This window comes from Qipengyuania sp. HL-TH1, from assembly GCF_036365825.1.
Taxonomy (GTDB): domain Bacteria; phylum Pseudomonadota; class Alphaproteobacteria; order Sphingomonadales; family Sphingomonadaceae; genus Qipengyuania; species Qipengyuania profunda.
The window spans coordinates 2,089,679-2,105,581 of record NZ_CP142675.1; the positions used below are offsets into that span (position 1 = coordinate 2,089,679).

15 protein-coding genes are annotated in these 15,903 nt (G+C 65.2%); 9 read left to right on the top strand and 6 right to left on the bottom strand.

Annotated elements, in window-relative coordinates; all coding sequences use genetic code 11:
- Nucleotides 1-56 precede the first annotated feature (56 nt).
- The 3 genes from VWN43_RS10840 to VWN43_RS10850 all read right to left on the bottom strand — a co-directional run bounded on the left by VWN43_RS10840 (nt 57) and on the right by VWN43_RS10850 (nt 2,883).
- Nucleotides 57-854, bottom strand: a complete 798-nt coding sequence (locus VWN43_RS10840) for a crotonase/enoyl-CoA hydratase family protein (RefSeq protein ID WP_320181727.1) — start codon at nt 852-854, stop codon at nt 57-59.
- Nucleotides 855-934: 80 nt separating this feature from the next.
- Nucleotides 935-1,588 (bottom strand): winged helix-turn-helix domain-containing protein, encoded by a 654-nt coding sequence (locus VWN43_RS10845; protein WP_320181726.1) that lies wholly within the window; start codon nt 1,586-1,588, stop codon nt 935-937.
- A 107-nt stretch (nt 1,589-1,695) separates the two neighbouring features.
- On the bottom strand, nt 1,696-2,883 hold the full coding sequence (locus VWN43_RS10850; protein WP_320181725.1) for an LL-diaminopimelate aminotransferase: 1,188 nt from the start codon (nt 2,881-2,883) through the stop codon (nt 1,696-1,698).
- A gap of 135 nt (nt 2,884-3,018) precedes the next feature.
- Between VWN43_RS10850 and VWN43_RS10855 the strand changes: the two genes are divergently transcribed.
- The 6 genes from VWN43_RS10855 to VWN43_RS10880 all read left to right on the top strand — a co-directional run bounded on the left by VWN43_RS10855 (nt 3,019) and on the right by VWN43_RS10880 (nt 9,237).
- Nucleotides 3,019-4,884, top strand: a complete 1,866-nt coding sequence (locus VWN43_RS10855; RefSeq protein ID WP_320181724.1) for a PHA/PHB synthase family protein — start codon at nt 3,019-3,021, stop codon at nt 4,882-4,884.
- A 106-nt stretch (nt 4,885-4,990) separates the two neighbouring features.
- A complete protein-coding gene (locus tag VWN43_RS10860) occupies nt 4,991-5,740 on the top strand; it encodes a phasin family protein (RefSeq protein WP_320181723.1) in 750 nt (249 codons plus the stop codon).
- A gap of 208 nt (nt 5,741-5,948) precedes the next feature.
- Nucleotides 5,949-6,311 carry an ATP-dependent Clp protease adapter ClpS gene (gene clpS, locus VWN43_RS10865; RefSeq protein WP_253522175.1) on the top strand — a complete coding sequence of 121 codons (363 nt, stop codon included), beginning with the start codon at nt 5,949-5,951 and terminating at the stop codon, nt 6,309-6,311.
- A gap of 83 nt (nt 6,312-6,394) precedes the next feature.
- Entirely contained in the window at nt 6,395-7,615 is a 1,221-nt protein-coding gene (locus VWN43_RS10870; protein WP_253522173.1) for an LptF/LptG family permease, read from the top strand.
- Between the two features lie 9 nt (nt 7,616-7,624).
- Complete coding sequence (gene lptG / locus VWN43_RS10875) at nt 7,625-8,722, top strand: LPS export ABC transporter permease LptG (RefSeq protein ID WP_320181722.1); 1,098 nt, start codon at nt 7,625-7,627, stop codon at nt 8,720-8,722.
- A complete protein-coding gene (locus tag VWN43_RS10880) occupies nt 8,719-9,237 on the top strand; it encodes a GNAT family N-acetyltransferase (RefSeq protein WP_320181721.1) in 519 nt (172 codons plus the stop codon). The genes lptG and VWN43_RS10880 overlap by 4 nt, the downstream gene beginning before the upstream one ends.
- A 37-nt stretch (nt 9,238-9,274) precedes the next feature.
- On the opposite strand, the gene VWN43_RS10885 is transcribed toward VWN43_RS10880, so the two are convergent.
- Entirely contained in the window at nt 9,275-10,372 is a 1,098-nt protein-coding gene (locus tag VWN43_RS10885) for a fatty acid desaturase family protein (protein ID WP_320181720.1), read from the bottom strand.
- A gap of 147 nt (nt 10,373-10,519) precedes the next feature.
- Here VWN43_RS10885 and VWN43_RS10890 point away from each other — a divergent pair, with 147 nt between their 5' ends.
- Both VWN43_RS10890 and VWN43_RS10895 read left to right on the top strand, forming a co-directional pair.
- A complete protein-coding gene (locus tag VWN43_RS10890) occupies nt 10,520-11,683 on the top strand; it encodes an N-acetyltransferase (RefSeq protein WP_320181719.1) in 1,164 nt (387 codons plus the stop codon).
- Nucleotides 11,684-11,809: 126 nt separating this feature from the next.
- Complete coding sequence (locus VWN43_RS10895) at nt 11,810-12,241, top strand: response regulator (RefSeq protein ID WP_253522166.1); 432 nt, start codon at nt 11,810-11,812, stop codon at nt 12,239-12,241.
- A gap of 232 nt (nt 12,242-12,473) precedes the next feature.
- Here the strand turns inward: VWN43_RS10895 and VWN43_RS10900 are convergent, their stop codons facing one another.
- Nucleotides 12,474-13,220 (bottom strand): Crp/Fnr family transcriptional regulator, encoded by a 747-nt coding sequence (locus tag VWN43_RS10900; protein ID WP_253522165.1) that lies wholly within the window; start codon nt 13,218-13,220, stop codon nt 12,474-12,476.
- A gap of 143 nt (nt 13,221-13,363) precedes the next feature.
- Here VWN43_RS10900 and VWN43_RS10905 point away from each other — a divergent pair, with 143 nt between their 5' ends.
- Nucleotides 13,364-14,155: a response regulator gene (locus VWN43_RS10905; protein ID WP_253522164.1), complete on the top strand. Its 792-nt coding sequence runs from the start codon at nt 13,364-13,366 to the stop codon at nt 14,153-14,155.
- Between the two features lie 89 nt (nt 14,156-14,244).
- Here the strand turns inward: VWN43_RS10905 and VWN43_RS10910 are convergent, their stop codons facing one another.
- Nucleotides 14,245-15,876 (bottom strand): CHASE domain-containing protein, encoded by a 1,632-nt coding sequence (locus tag VWN43_RS10910; protein WP_320181718.1) that lies wholly within the window; start codon nt 15,874-15,876, stop codon nt 14,245-14,247.
- Nucleotides 15,877-15,903 lie beyond the last annotated feature (27 nt).

Below are 15,903 nucleotides of genomic sequence, written 5' to 3' on the forward strand. Positions count from 1 at the left end.
GCGCAGATCCTCATGGCTATGTTAACGCGCGCAGCCAGAGCGGCGCCCCCGCTCCGCTAGACGTCGGTAAACACCGGCGCGCGTTTCTGCATTTCGGCCATGACCGCCTCGATCTGGTTGGGCTGGCGGATGATGCCGTCCTGCTCTTCGCTCTCGGCCAGCAGGATCGCGTCCTCGCCCTCTTCGTGCATCACACGGAACAGCCGCTTGGCGCCGCGGATCGCCTGCGGGTTCTTGTTGGCGATGGTTTCGGCCAGCGCATTGGCCCTGGCCAGCGGGTCTTCCTCGAGCATGGTGGCAAAGCCGAGCTGGAGCGCTTCCTCGCCGATGAATTCGCGGTTGGTGTAGGTCAGTTCGCGCAAGGTGTCGTCGCGCACCAGGCCGCGCCACAGCGCATAGCCGCCCATGTCGGGGACGAGGCCCCATTTCATTTCCATCACCGCCATGCGCGTCTGCGGGTGCACCACGCGGATATCGGCGCCGCTGGCGATCTGCAGCCCGCCGCCGAAGCACACGCCGTGGACCGCGGCGATGACCGGGACGGGGCACTTGCGCCAAGTCATTGCGGCTTCCTGCGCGCGGTTGGCATTGCCATGCGTCCGCTCGGTCAATGCGGCCGAGCCCGCCGGTTCGCCGCCGAAGCTCGCGGTATCGAGACCCGCGCAAAAAGCGCGCCCTTCGCCCGAGAGCACTGCCACGCGCAGGCCCGGCATGTCGCGCAGCGCCTCGCCCGCAGCGAGCACCGCCTCGAACTGGGCCGGGTCCAGCGCGTTCATCTTGTCGCCGCGGGTGAAGCGCACCTGCGCCACGCCATTGTCGGCCAGATCGATGGAAACGCGGTCGTTGAAATTCATGGCAGTGCCTCTCTTCCGAAAATATCCCTTGCCGCCTTGGTAGCCATCGGGCGGGACAAGTCCAGTTGCGCCGCGGGCGATCACGCAGAACGGGCGAGCGGCGGGGCAACGCCGTCGGCCGCCAGCCGGTAGCCCCCCTGCGGGTGCGTTTCGACCAGCCAGCCGCAGCGCGAGACGTGGAGCTTGGCGCGCAGCCGCGAGACATGCACTTCGAGCGAATTGGTTTCGGGCACGTGGTCGAGCCGCCAGACATCGCGCAGCAATTGCGCGCGCGTCACCTGTTCGCCCGGCGTTTCCGCCAGCCGCCAGAGCAGCGCGAATTCGCGCGGGTGAAGACCGAGCCAGCGACCGTCCAGCCGCCCGTCGCGGTGGAACAGGTCGAGCAGGACGGGGCCGGCCTGGATGCGCCGCGGAAGACCCGCCGCCTGGCCGTCGATCCGCGACAGCCGCGCATCGAGTTCGACATGCGCGACCTGGCTGGCAAGCGCATCGCCCAGCCCGTGATCTAGCAGCCGCGCGCGTTCCCACGCATTATCGACGCCGACCGCGACGATCCGCCCGCGTGCCGCCAGGTCGCGCCAGTCGCCCGGCCTGCTGGCCGCGCGCCAATCGAGCAGGCCGGGGAGCCCCCCGGTCTCGCGCGCGTGGGTCATCGACCAGTCCGCCAACCGCAAATCCCACCGCATCGGAACAATCGGGCTGGTCGACAGCCATACGAATGTCGGCCCCCTCACGAATCGCCCCTCTCGGTACTCCGATATGAGTCGCAGACTAAGTGGAGGAAATCGTTTGCAAACCGGGCTGGCGCGGAGATGCGCCCGATCCGGATGTATCTCTGGCGCTAGCGGCGCGCGTGCTCGGCGAGGAACCGCTTGATGTTGCGCGCGGCCTGGCGGATGCGCTGCTCGTTCTCGACCATGGCGATGCGGACATGGCCTTCGCCTTCCTCGCCATAGCCGACGCCTGCCGCGACCGCGACATCGGCATGCTCGAGCAATTGCTTGGAAAACTCGAGACTGCCCATTTCCTCGAAGCCCGGCGGCAGCTTGGCCCAGGCGAACATGCTGGCGGGCGGCGAGGGAATGTCCCAGCCGGCGCGGGCGAAGCTTTCGACCATCACGTCGCGCCGGTGCTGGTAGCGCGCGCGGTTTTCCTCGACCACGTCCTGCGGGCCGTTGAGCGCGGCGCAGGCGGCCGCCTGGATCGGGGTGAAGGCGCCGTAGTCGAGATAGGACTTCACCCGCGACAGCGCGGAGATCAGCGTCGGGTTGCCGACCGCGAAGCCCATCCGCCAGCCGGCCATCGAATAGGTTTTCGACATCGAGGTAAACTCCACCGCGACATCCTTCGCGCCGGGCACCTCGAGGATCGAGCGGGTCGGCTTGCCGTCGTAATAGAGCTCCGAATAGGCAAGGTCGGACAGGACCCAGACCTTGTTCTCACGCGCCCAGGCGACCAGCCGTTCGTAAAAGGCGAGATCGACCGTTTCGGCGGTGGGATTGCTGGGATAATTGACCACCAGCACCGTCGGCCGCGGCACGGTATAGGCCATCGCGTTGTCGAGCGCCTTCCAGTAATATTCGTCGGGCGTGGTCGGCACGCTGCGGATCGTCGCCCCGGCGATGATGAAGCCGAAGGTGTGGATCGGATAGGACGGGCTGGGCGCCAGCACGACATCGCCCGGCGCGGTGATCGCGGTGGCCATCGATGACAGGCCTTCCTTCGACCCCATCGTCACCACCACCTCGCTTTCGGGATCGAGTTCGACCTCGAACCGGCGGGCGTAGTAATTGGCCTGGGCCTTGCGCAGGCCGGGGATTCCCTTCGATTGCGAATAGCCATGCGCGCTGGGCTTGCCGGCGACTTCGCACAATTTGTCGATCACATGCTGCGGCGGCGGATGGTCGGGATTGCCCATGCCGAGATCGATGATGTCGCGTCCCGCGCGCCGCGCCGCATGCCGCATCGCGTTGACTTCGGCGATGACATAGGGCGGCAGGCGCTTGATACGGTAGAATTCGTCGGACATCGTGGCTCTTTCGGGCTGTAGGCGAGTCACACTGATTACCTATTCATCATGCAGGTGCAATCGGCACGCGTGCATGCGGCGGCGGAATATCCTATCGTCCCCCCAACAGACGCTTGGCAGCAGGCAGGAGCGATGATGACCGACGACGGCCCCGATCCCTTCACGAACATGTTCGAAGCCCCGGCCAAACTCGCGCGCGCGCTGTTCGCGCCGCTGACCGAAGCGACCACCGGCACGGCGCTGAAACCCGAAGACATGCAGCACTGGGCCGAAGTCGGGACGAAGCTGCAGGGCATGTGGCTCGAATACCAGACCGAGCAGCTGGGCGATCCGCAGGCCTTCGCCGCCTATTTCGATCCGGCGCGCTGGATGCGCATGGCCGATGACTGGTACCGCCAGATGCCGCTCGCCGATCCCGCGCGGCAGCAGGCGCTGATGCAGGAAGGCATGGCGCTGTGGCAGCAGGTGCTCGGGCAATACGGGCTCAGCCCCGAGGGGCAACCGGTGGCCGAGGGCGACCCCGACCTGCCGCGTTCGGACCGCCGCTTTGCCGACCCGCGCTGGCGCGCGCACCCCGCCTATGCGCTGATCCACCAGACCTATCTCTTCCTCGCCGAACGCGTTGCCGAGATGGTCGACCGCATGGAGGGCCTGTCGGACGAGAAACGCGAACAGCTGCGCTTCACCACCCGGACGATCACCGAGGCGGCGAGCCCGTCCAATTTCCCGCTGCTCAACCCGGTGGTGATGGAGCGGACGCTGGAGACGCGTGGCGACAATCTGGTGCGCGGCATGGAGCACCTGCTCGCCGACCTGCGGCGCGGGCAATTGAGCCACACCGACGACAGCGCCTTCACGCTGGGCGAGAACATCGCCGTGACGCCGGGCAAGGTCGTGCACGAAACCCCGCTCTACCAGCTGATCCAGTATTCGCCGACCACCGACACGGTGATGGAAACGCCGCTGGTGATCTTCCCGCCGTGGATCAACCGCTTCTACATCCTCGACCTCAACCCCAAGAAAAGCTTCGTGCGCTGGGCGGTCGAACAGGGCGTCACCGTATTCATGGTCAGCTGGAAATCGGCCGATGCAAGCATGCGCGACGTGGTGTGGGACGATTACGTCCGCGCGCAGATCGATGCGATCGACCATATCCGCGCGCGGCTGGACGTGCCCGCGGTCCACGCGATCGGCTATTGCGTGGCGGGGACCACGCTCGCTGCCACGCTTGCGCTGCTCCACCGCCGCGGCGAGCAGGACAAGGTCGCGAGCGCGACCTTCTTCACCGCGCAGGTCGATTTCGAGAAAGCGGGCGAGCTGCTCAATTTCGTCGACGATCCGCAACTCGGCGTGGTCAAGGCGATGACCGCCGATGGCTATCTCGACGGGCGGTACATGGCGGCGACCTTCAACCTGCTGCGCGGCACCGACCTGATCTGGAACTACGTGGTCAACAATTACCTGCTGGGCGAGAATTACCCGGCCTTCGACCTGCTCCACTGGAACGGCGATGTGACCAACCTTCCCGCCAAGTGGCACGAGCAATATCTGCGCGATCTCTACCGCGACAACCGGCTGGTCGAAGCGGATGCGCTGAGCGTCGACGGCACCCCGATCGATCTGGGGCTAGTCGCAACGCCGAGCTATATCCAGGCCGGCAAGGAAGATCATATCGCCCCTGCCGAAAGCGTCTGGCGGATCACCGACCATTTCACTGGCCCGCTCAAATTCGTGCTCGCCGGCTCGGGTCATATCGCCGGGGTGGTGAACCCGCCCGCGGCGCAGAAATACCAGTACTGGACCAATGACGCCGCGCCGCGCAGCCTGGGCGAATTCCGTGAAGGCGCCGCCGAACACAAGGGCAGTTGGTGGCCCGACTGGATCGAGTGGCTGCGCGAACAGGATGGCGCGACGGTGCCCGCCAAGGGCAAGCGCAAGCCGGGTGGGCGCGGCGACACGGTGATCGAAGACGCGCCGGGACGCTACGTCGCCACGCGCTAACGCGCACAAACGCGCCGGTCCACTTTATTGTGCACTGCACAAAATCTGCTTGACTTCGCGGTTGCAATGCCTATTTTGTGCACTGCAACAAAAGTGAGGTTTCCCCATGGCCGAGAGCCCGAGCAAGATCGATGCCGCCGCCACGGTGAGCACCACGAAGGTCGCGCAGGCCGTCGATGGGGACAAGGCAACCCCGGTGAATACCGCAAAGGTCGCCGAGGCGGTTGCGAAGCCCGCCAAAGCGGCGCCGAAGAAGGTCGCGGTGAAAAAAGCCGCCCCGAAAAAGGCCGTCGCCAAGAAGGCCGCCCCGGTGAAGAAGCCGGTCGCTGCCCCGACGTCCAAGGCTGCCCCCGCGAAGGCCGCTGCCGCCCCGACCACTCCGATCCCCCAGTTGAAGGAAACCATCATGGCCACCGCCAAGACCGACACCACCACCGAATACACCGCCAAGGCCCAGGAACTGGCTGCCGACATGCAGGCCCGCGTCAAGTCGGCCTATGACAAGGGCACCGAGATGACCAAGGAAGCCGTCGCCTTCCAGAAGGGCAATCTCGAAGCGCTCGTGGAATCGGGCAAGATCCTTGCCAGCGGCATCCAGGACATGGGCCGTACCTGTGTCGAGGAAGCCAAGTCGGTTGCCGAGACCACGCAGGACGACGTCAAGAAGTTCGCCGCGATCAAGTCGCCGACCGAGATGTTCCAGCTGCAGGGCGAGATTGCCCGCCGCAATTTCGACGCGATGGTCTCGACCACGTCGAAGAACACCGAAACCATGCTCAAGCTCGTCAACGAGGCGTTTGCCCCGATGTCGAACCGCATGAGCCTTGCTGCCGAAAAGGTCGGCAAGGCCGCCTGAACGGCGTCAACCAGCTTCAATTCCGCCGGGCTCTCTCCTCTCTCCCTCGCTCGGTGAAATTGGATACCGTGGGCCGGATGGTATTTGCCATCCGGCCCTTTTTCTATCCTTCTCCGCCCTCGCCGCGCGCGGTTCCGGGCGCGCAATCGGCAGCGCGCGCCGCTCGCGGCTTGCGATTTGGCGATGCGATACGATATTGGGCTCCGCAATGACCGAGATTCTGCCCCCCTTCCCGATCTGCGCTGCCGACGACAATGACGACACGCGCGAAGGCGAGGGTCAGGTCGGCATTGCCACCAAGACCCGCGCCAAGCCCAAGAAGCCGAGCCAGTACAAGGTGCTGCTGCTCAATGACGATTACACGCCGATGGAATTCGTGGTGATCGTGCTCAAGCGCTTCTTCAAGATGGATATGGAAGAGGCGACCCGGGTGATGCTGCATGTCCACCAGAAGGGCGTCGGCATCTGCGGGATCTTCCCCTATGAGGTCGCCGAAACCAAGGTGCACCAGGTGATGGATTTCGCGCGCCAGAACCAGCACCCGCTGCAGTGCACGCTCGAGAAAGCCTGAGCCGCGCGGCGCGGCACAAGGGGCATGACCTGCGCCGAAAAGCGCGCTAGGGCGTCCGGCGAAAATAACTGACCGGCGACACCTTGCTCAGATTCCTGCCCGCCATTGATCGCTATATCTTCCGGCTCGTGATCGTGCCGATGCTTTCGGTGTTCGCCATCGCCGCTTCGCTGCTCGTGCTCGACAAGATGCTGCGGCTGTTCGATTTCGTCGCGATCGAGGGCGGCCCCGTCGGGGTCGTGTTCAAGATGCTGATCGCGCTGGTGCCCGAATATGCCAGCCTCGCCATCCCGCTGGGCCTGCTGCTCGGCATCCTGCTCGCCTTTCGCAAGCTGGCGACATCGAGCGAGCTCGATGTGCTGCGCGCGGTCGGGCTCGGCTACGGGCGGCTGCTGAGGGTGCCGTACGCGATCACTGCAGTGCTGATGATCGTCAATGTCGCGCTGGTGTTCTTCATCCAGCCGGTCAGCCGCTATTATTACGAGCAGATGGAATACGAGCTGCGCTCGGGCGCGCTCGGCGCCTCGATCAAGGTCGGCGAGTTCACCACGCTGGCGGATCGCATGGCGCTGCGGATCGAGGAAAGCGAAGACGACGGGCGCCGCCTGAAGGGCATCTTCGCGCGCGTGGCGAACGACCAGGACCAGGTGCTGTCGATCTCCGCCAAGGAAGGCGCCTTCCTCGCCACTACCGACAGCCCCGACACGATCATCCTGCGGCTGACCAATGGCACGATCGTCCAGGACACGGGCAGCCAGACGCCGCGGGTGCTGACCTTCACCCGTCACGATCTGCCGATCGACCTGCCCGCGATCGAGCAATTCCGCGACCGCGGCGATGCCGAGCGCGAATATATCCTGCCCGAACTGCTCCGCGTCGGGTGGAGCGACGAACAGCCCGACGACAAACGCGATGCCAGCCAGGCGAGCTTCAACTTCCGGCTGGTCGAAGTGGTGATGATGGCGCTGCTGCCGCTGCTCGCCGTGGCGCTGGGCGTGCCGCCCAAGCGATCGACCAGCGCGCTCGGCGTGTTCCTGTCGATCATCATGGTGGTCGCCTATCACAAGGTGAACCAGTACGGCGAGGATATCGCCGCGCTTGGCCGGCTCGACCCGTTCCTTGCGCTGTGGGGGCCGTTCCTGCTGTTTGCCGCGCTGATCGGGTGGATGTACTGGCGCGTGGCGCATGTCCCCGGCGGACAGGCGATCGGGGCGCTGGAAATCTGGTTCGACAAGGTCGCAAAGCGCATCGGGCGGCTGTTCCGCCGACGGCGGCTCAAGATCGACCTCGCGGCCGCCGAATAGCAGGAACCCATGCAGCTCGACTTCTTTCCCTCGCGCACGCTGACGCTGTATCTGGCGAAGCTCTTTGCCGTGCGCATCGCGGCCATGCTGTTCGTGCTGGTGCTGGTGCTGATGATGCTCGACCTGCTTTCGAGCAGCGGCGAAATCCTCGCCGTTCCGGGTAACGGGCAGGGCGAATTGCTGACCTATGCGGGGCTGCGGATACCGCAGCTGATCTCGCGCTTCCTGCCCTATTCTGTGCTGCTGGCAACGCTGATCACGCTGGTGACGCTCAACCAGAACAGCGAGGTCATCGCGATGAAGGCGGCGGGGCTGTCCGCGCACCAGGTGCTGGCGCCGCTATTGCTGACCGCGGGGATCGTCTCGCTGGTCACCTTCGGCTTCAACGAACGCGTGGTTACCCGCGCCACCGCAACGCTCAAGGCGTGGGAAGCGGTCGATTTCGGCCCCATCCCGACCGACAGCCGGGTGCGGACCAATATCTATCTGACCGATAACGGCAATATCCTCACCGCCGCCTATCTTGCCGGTACGGGAGACGCGATCGCGATGCGCAAGGTCACCTGGTACCAGCGCAATGCCGAGGGGATGATCGTCGAACAGGTGCAGGCCGATACCGCGCGCTATGCCCGCCCCGGCTGGCAGCTCGAGGGGATCACCCGCTTCAGCGTGCAGAATGCGGTGACCGAACGGCCCTCCACCATGGTGGTGGGCGAAGGACTGACCCCCGACCAGATCGACCTCGCCAAGATCGACCCCGATACCGAACCCTTCTGGACGCTGACCCAGTCGATCGCCGAATTCGAGCGCGCGGGGCGGCGGACTTCCGAATTGCGCGCCAAGTGGTGGCACAAGATTTCAGGGCCGCTGTCGGCCTTCCTGATGCCGCTGCTGGGCGCGGTCGCCGCCTTCGGGCTGGCGCGGTCGGGCCAGCTGTTCGTGCGCGCGGTAATCGGGATGGCGCTGGGTTTTGCCTATTTCGTGATCGACAATGCCGCGCTCGCGATGGGCAGTTTCGGCGGCTACCCGCCCTCGCTCGCGGCATGGGCGCCGTTCTTCCTGTTCCTGCTGATCGGCGAGACGGTGCTCATCCGCACCGAGGAATGAGCGAGTTTTCGATTCGGCTGGCGCGAAGCGAGGATGCCGAAGCGCTCCCCGCTGTCGAACGCGCCGCCGCAGTGCTGTTCGCGGGCGATCCCGATTGCACGGAAATCGATTTCGATGCGGTTCGCTCCGCCGCGGACTATCGCCGACTGATTGCGCGCGGCCATTGCCTGGTCGCCGAAAGGGGTGACCGGATCGTCGGTTTCCTTGCCACGCAGCCGTGCGGCCGCGAACTGCATATCTGCGAGATGGATGTCCACCCCGACTGCCAGGGCCAGGGGATCGGCGCAGTCATGCTGCGCGCCTGCCTGATCGATGCGGGCAATGCGGGTTTCCGCGCGGTGACGCTGACGACCTTCCGCGACCTGCCGTGGAACGGACCGTTCTACACGCGGATCGGCTTTGTCGAAGTGGAGGACCTGGCCGCGCATCCCCGGCTGGCCGAGGAAATCGCCGCCGAGATCGAGGCCGGGCTGCCCGCCGAGCGGCGCATCGCGATGATCCACTTCCTCGGCTGACAGGCCGACCGCCGGGCGATACCGGCGAAGCGCGGGATCAGCCGCGCGGGCGCATGGTGTTGCGCGCGATGCGGGCGACCAGCACCCCCATCCCGGCATGGTTCGCGCCGTGATAGCTCGAATCGGTCGCCAGCTCGCCCACCAGGCGGCGATGCGCCTCGGGCAGCGAGTGATAGGGCATCGATGGCATCAGGTGATGCAGCGCATGATAGCGCAGGCCCACTGGCGCCCAGATTTCGGCGATCCGGCCGGGCGGCGGGACATTGACGCTGTCGAGGAACTGCGCGGTGACAGTCATCGCCTCGCCCTCGTTCTCCCACAGATGCGCGACCAGCGTGCGCAGCTGGTTGAGCAGCGCGACTACCGCGGCGACCGCGAAGGCCACCAGCAGCGGTTTCCAGCCGAAGGCGAACACGCTGGCAATAAGTGCCCAGCCCCAGACCATGCCGCCCACTTCCTGCCAGAACACGCGCGGGCGCAGATCGCCTTCGGGCGGACGGCGGCGGAATTCGGGATTGATCGCGAGCGCGCTCAGCCGCTGCCACGTCAGCCGCCGGATCGGCGGGACGATCGCGCCCAGCGGGACGAGCACGGCAAAGCGCAGCAGCAGCGCTGCGGGTGCCAGCAGCGCGACCAGTACGAAGAGCGGCAGGCTCCACGGCTTCATCAGCGCGAGCGGGAGATATTCGGGATCCTCGATCGTGCCATATTGCGTGCGTTTGTGATGCAGCGTGTGGACGCCTTCATACATGAAGGACGGGGTCAGCATGGGAATGCCGACCAGCACGTTCCACGCGGTGCGGAAGCCGGGCAGCGTACCGTTCCGCAAATGCGAGATTTCGTGGATGAACAGCAGCGCGCGATACAGCGCGAGTACCGCGACGCCCGCCAGCAGGATCGCCAGCGGCAGGCTGCCGGTCAGGATCGCGCCAGCCAGTGCGCCATAGCCGACCAGCGCCGAACCGACCATGTCGGGCCAGTAGATGTCGGCGCGGTGCGCGGCGATGTCCTTGGTCAGGTCGCGCGCGGCACGCAGCATCGTCTTGTCATCGGGAATCTGGGCATGCCAGCCCGATCCCGCGTCGCGGCGCGAAAGCAGGTCGGCACTCGAAATGCTGGTTTGTTGCACGGTCATAATCGAATTTCCTGGGAGGCCCCTAGCCGAAAACACGCGCGCGATACAGCGCGCGCTGTCGATCATAGTGATCGCTGCCTTGGCTTCCTTGACAAAGAACAGCTAGCGCACACAGGGCTAATCCAAGCTGAACGAGAGTGTGCGTGAATGTCTGACGGGAATGTGGTGGTCGAACCGGTCGAGGGCAAGTCGGGACGGGCCGAATTCGTCGACATCGGCCGCGCCTTTGCCGCGCGCGAGCCGCATGCGGTGCCGCAATTGCGCTCCGAACAGCTCGAACTGGTCAACCCTGCCAAGAACCCGTTCTTCGGCCACGCCTCGCACCAATTGTTCGTCGCGCGCCGCGGCGGCACGGCGGTGGGGCGGATTTCGGCGCATATCGACCATCTCGCGCTCGAACTGCCGCGCGAACAGGGTTTCGGCCCCGGCGCGGGCATGTTCGGCTATTTCGACGCCGCGGACGAGGCGGTTGCGCATGCGCTGCTGCGCACGGCCGAGGACTGGCTGCGCGGCCAGGGCATGGACCGCGCGATCGGGCCGATTTCGATGTCGATCTGGGAGGAACCGGGCCTGCTGGTGAAGGGGCAGGATCACGATCCGATGATCATGATGGGGCACCATCCGGCGGCATACCAGCACTGGATCGAAAGCGCCGGATATATCCGCGAGAAGACGCTGCTGACCTACCACCTCGATGTGACGCACGGGTTTCCGCCGCTGATCCAGCGGATCGTGCAGTCGGGCCAGCGCAACGACCGCATCACCGTGCGCCCGATCGACATTTCGCGCTGGGACGAGGAGGTCGAGACCCTCCTGACCATCCTCAACGATGCATGGTCGAACAATTGGGGCTTCGTGCCCTTCACCAATGCCGAGATCGCCTATGCCGGCAAGAAGCTGAAGCCGATCATCCATCCCGAACTCAACATGGTCGCCGAACTCGACGGCAAGCCGGTGGCATTCATGCTGACCTTTCCCGACGTGAACGGCGTGCTGCGCAAGGTGAAGGGCCGGCTGCTGCCGTTCGGCTGGTTCCATCTGCTGCGCTGGATGCGCAAGCCGATGGGCGCGGGCATGCGCGTGCCGCTGATGGGGGTGCGGCGAGAACTGCACAATTCGCGGCTGGCGAGCCAGCTGGCCTTCATGATGATCAGCCAGATCCGCGAAACCGCGACCACGAAATACGCCACCACGCGGGCCGAGATCGGCTGGATCCTCGACGACAACCAGGGGATGAAGGCCATCGCCGATGCGATCCAGAGCAGCGTCAACCGCGAATATGCGATCTACCGCAAGGCGCTGGCGACCTGATCCCGGCCTTCTGTCGCAATTGCGCCACGGTCCACGCCTGAACGCCATGCGCCGGGAACTGTGCAAGGCCTTGTCCCGTTGGCAGAACAGACGCGGCATCCTTGTCGCGGAGCCATGCGAGAACCGATGACGCAGCCTTCCCAGACGGTCTCAGCCGAGACATTGCCGGACCACGTGCTTGTGGTGGAGGATGACGCTGTCCTCGGCATGGTTCTGGAACAGGCGCTGCTCGATGCGGGCGTGGCGCAGGTCGCGCTGTCCTCGTCCACCGAACAGGCGATGCAGCATTTGCGGCAGGAACGGCCCGGGGCGATCGTGCTCGACGTCCATCTCGCCGATCGCGACGATGGCTGGGCAATTGCCGAGCTGGTCCGCACGCTTGGCCCCAACAGCCCGCGGATCATCTTCTCGACCGGCGCGCCGCAGGACATCCCCAAGGATATCGCGGCACTCGGCTGTACGCTGGAAAAGCCTTATGATGCCGAAGTGCTGATCGATGTGCTGCGGCAACCTAAACGGCGCGGGATCATCTCGCGCCTGCGCGGCGCGCTGCGCTAAAACCCCATCCTTTTCCCGATTTCAGCCCGCATGCGGAAGACCGCGCTGTCGTCGAAGATAGGCGCCGGACAGAAAAAAGGCCTCCGTTGCAGTGCAACGGAGGCCTTTCGGGATCGTATCACCAGCCGCTTGGACGGGAGGGGGGGTCTCGGCGGTGACATAGAGAATACGCGCCGCCAAAAAGAGGGTTCCCACGCCGGTCCATTTTTTTTGGGACCTGCAAAAAACCGCGTCAAATGAACGGCCTGCACGTCTCTTTTTCGCGATCGAATTGCGCGAAGTCGGCCGCCCGGGCGAGGTCGGGCACATGAATTGTGCGCGATTTCCAGTCGACCAGCCCTTCGCGGTGGAGCTGGCGCACGGTGCGGTTGGTATGCACCAGCGACAGCCCGAGCATGTCGGCGATCTGCGCCTGCGTGATCGGCAGCGAGACGATATTCTGGTCGCCGGCGAGGCAGGTCGCCTGCGCACGGTCGAGCAACCATACCGCCAGATAGGTCACCCGCTCGCGCGCGCTGCGCTGGCCGAGCGAGACGATATGCCCTTCCAGCGCCGCTTCTTCTTGCGCGGCGAGCCAGGTGATATCGTAGCCCAGCCGCGGGTGCTCCGAGATCAGGTCGATGAAATCGCCGCGCTTGAAGCGGCATAGCCGCGCATCCACCAAAGCCTCGATCGCATGGTTCGACGGGGCATCGAACGCGCCCTGCAAGCCGACGAGATCGCCGGGGAACATGAAGTTGAGGATCTGCCGCCGTCCGTCGGCGAGCGTGCGCGAGCGGATCAGGACCCCGTCGAGCACGGTATAGAGCCGGTCGTGCGCGGTGCCCTCCTCGATCAGCGTATCGCCGCGCAGGAGCCCGACCTCGCCGTCCTTGAACCGCTGCATATAGGTGAGCTGATGCTCTTCCAGCGTTCTCAGGCCCGGACAGGACTGGAGCGGGCAGTTCCGGCAGGCGATCGGATCGGCAATCTCGTGCAACGCACGATCTCCTTGAGGCAGCGAATTGCGCGCGGGATGCGCCCCAACAACCGGGTTTGTCAAACCGCAGCTTGCAGGCCGCCGACTTGGAACCTACTGCCCCACGGGACGTTAGAAGCGCGCACCTTAAGGAAGGGGTCTAAATGTCACTTGGTGATCAGATTGCTCGTAACTTGCCGTACCTCCGCCGCTATGCGCGCGCGCTGACGGGTTCGCAGGCTACGGGAGACGCATTTGTCCGTGCCACGCTTGAAGCCGCTCTGGCCGATAGCGAACTCAAACAATCGCTCGAAGGCGGCCGCGTGCCGCTTTACCGGGCCTTCAACAAAGTCTGGTCGAGCGCTTATCTGGATGTTCCGGAAAACGTCGGCGACGACCGCCACGAAGGCGCCGCGCAGGACCGGCTGAAATCGGTTACGCCGCTCAACCGCCAGGCGCTGCTCCTGACCACGCTGGAGGACTTCTCGTCCGACCAGGCGGGGGAAATCATGGATATGGCTGCCGACGACATCGAGCGCCTGGCGCAGGAAGCCATTTCCGAGATCGACCGTGAATCGTCGACCAGCGTGCTCATCATCGAAGACGAGCCGCTGATCTCGATGCAACTCGAAGACCTGGTGTCCTCGCTCGGCCACGAAGTCTGCGGGACTGCTGCCACGCGTACGCAGGCGCAGGAAGTGGTCGCGGAAAAGACGCCCGGGCTGGTGCTGGCCGATATCCAGCTGGCCGATGGTTCGTCGGGCCTCGATGCGGTGGACGATATCCTCGCCATCAGCAGCGTCCCGGTGATCTTCATCACCGCCTATCCCGAACGCCTGTTGACCGGTGACCGGCCCGAGCCGACCTACCTCGTCACCAAGCCGTTCCAGGAACAGACGGTCCGCGCCGCGATCAGCCAGGCGCTGTTCTTCGGATCGAGCCGCCCGCTGGGCTGAGCGTCAGCCGACAATTGAATATGGGAAAGCCCGGGCCGCAAGGTCCGGGTTTTTCGTATCGGGCTTTGTCGTTTGCGACGTGGCGGCGGTCAGTTCCTGCGGCCGCCGGGGCCCTTGCGCCGCAATTCGAATTCGCTCGGCTCGCGCACCGGGACCATCAGCGTGCAGCGCACGCCTTCGGGATCGAATTTGAGCTCGACCGGGTGGCGCAGTTCATGCGCGACGATCTTCTCGATCAGGTCGGTGCCGAACCCGCGCCGCTGCGGCTTGCCGACGGGCGGGCCGCCGCTTTCGATCCATTCGATCTTGGCCAGCGTATCGTTGAGCTGGCTCCAGCGCACCGACACGCTGCCCCCGGCAATGCTGAGCGAACCATATTTGGCGGCATTGGTCGCCAGTTCGTGGATCGCCAGCCCCAGCGACAGCGCATCATTGGGCGCAAGCTCGGTATGCGGTCCGTCCAGCTCGAGCGTGTGATCCTCGTCGCGCACATAGGGCGCCAGTTCGACCTCGATCACCGAGCGGATCGGCGTGGTCCCCCATTCCGACTGCGTCAGCAGGTCGTGCGTGGCGGACAGCGCACGGATACGCCCGTCGAGCCCTTCGGCAAATTCATCCAGGTCGTCTGACCGGCGGCGAGTCAGCGAGACGATCGAGAGCACGTTGGCGAGCGTGTTCTTGACCCGGTGGTTGAGCTCGCGGGTGAGCGAATTGCGGATCGAGTTCTGCTCCTCGAACCAGCTGATCGCCCGCCGGTCTTCCAGCGTCTGCTGGGTGAGCAGGCGCGAGACGAGCATCAGCAGGCTGGCGACCGCAAGACCGAACAGCAGCGTAATCATCGACATCGAGGACAGCCCGGCCTCGCGCGTCGATTGCACTTCGAGCACCATCGCGCGGTTGGCGAGATTGACCTCGCGGGTTACGGCGGAGCGCCCTTCGACCCACCCCTCGCTCTGCGCCATCGACATGCGTGCAGGTGTCTCGCCATCGAGCAGCCGCGCACCGACCGCGTCATAGCTTACCAGCTCGCCGGCCGAATCGAGGAACTGGGTGGCGTTGAACGGGCTGTAGATGAAGCCCTTCAGCCCGCGCGTATTGCTGAGCCCTTCGTAGACCGGCATGTAGATGAGGAAGCCTGCCTCCTTGCCGCCGCCTTCCTGCACCAGCACGATCGGGCCGCTTGCGGTCGGGCGGTCGTTGGCCGCCGCCAGATCCATTGCCGCGCGGCGGATCGGTTCGGCATACATGTCGTAACCCAGCGCGCGGCGGTTGCGGACGGTGTCGGGCTGGAGATAGAGGATCGGCGTCAGCATGTCGCGCGGCTGCTCTTCGAGCGTGGGGGAAACGCGCTTTTCCTCGACCCGGCTGACACCGAGACGGTTCTCGAAAAGCTCGACCTCGCCCGCCTCGATAACCGGAGCCCAGCCGATCCCCTCCGCACCGCGATAATTGGCATCGAGCCGCAATTCGGAGACGAACCGCCGGAACAGTTCTGGCGTCACCTCGTCCTGCGTCGACAGCAGCGCTGCGCCTGCGCGCAGATAGGCCGAGCTGGTATAGGCACGGCGCTCGATCGCCGAGGTCATCGCCTGCGCCTTGCGCGCGACATCCGCGGCATCGCGCTGCTTCTCGCCCCGCTCGATCGCAAACACGCTGAGCACGGTGATGCCGGTCACGAGGATGAAAATCAGCACCGGGATACCGCGCGGATAATCGATCAACCAGCGCCGTCGGCGTCCCTTGCGTTG

What these genes read in the sequence shown, in the direction of transcription:
- lptG (WP_320181722.1), top strand. Translation starts at nt 7,625, where the DNA reads ATGCAGCTCGACTTCTTTCCCTCGCGCACGCTGACGCTGTATCTGGCG.
- VWN43_RS10860 (WP_320181723.1), top strand. Translation starts at nt 4,991, where the DNA reads ATGGCCGAGAGCCCGAGCAAGATCGATGCCGCCGCCACGGTGAGCACC.
- VWN43_RS10880 (WP_320181721.1), top strand. Translation starts at nt 8,719, where the DNA reads ATGAGCGAGTTTTCGATTCGGCTGGCGCGAAGCGAGGATGCCGAAGCG.
- VWN43_RS10840 (WP_320181727.1), bottom strand. Translation starts at nt 854, where the DNA reads ATGAATTTCAACGACCGCGTTTCCATCGATCTGGCCGACAATGGCGTG.
- VWN43_RS10905 (WP_253522164.1), top strand. Translation starts at nt 13,364, where the DNA reads ATGTCACTTGGTGATCAGATTGCTCGTAACTTGCCGTACCTCCGCCGC.
- VWN43_RS10850 (WP_320181725.1), bottom strand. Translation starts at nt 2,883, where the DNA reads ATGTCCGACGAATTCTACCGTATCAAGCGCCTGCCGCCCTATGTCATC.
- VWN43_RS10895 (WP_253522166.1), top strand. Translation starts at nt 11,810, where the DNA reads ATGACGCAGCCTTCCCAGACGGTCTCAGCCGAGACATTGCCGGACCAC.
- VWN43_RS10855 (WP_320181724.1), top strand. Translation starts at nt 3,019, where the DNA reads ATGACCGACGACGGCCCCGATCCCTTCACGAACATGTTCGAAGCCCCG.
- VWN43_RS10885 (WP_320181720.1), bottom strand. Translation starts at nt 10,372, where the DNA reads ATGACCGTGCAACAAACCAGCATTTCGAGTGCCGACCTGCTTTCGCGC.
- clpS (WP_253522175.1), top strand. Translation starts at nt 5,949, where the DNA reads ATGACCGAGATTCTGCCCCCCTTCCCGATCTGCGCTGCCGACGACAAT.
- VWN43_RS10890 (WP_320181719.1), top strand. Translation starts at nt 10,520, where the DNA reads ATGTCTGACGGGAATGTGGTGGTCGAACCGGTCGAGGGCAAGTCGGGA.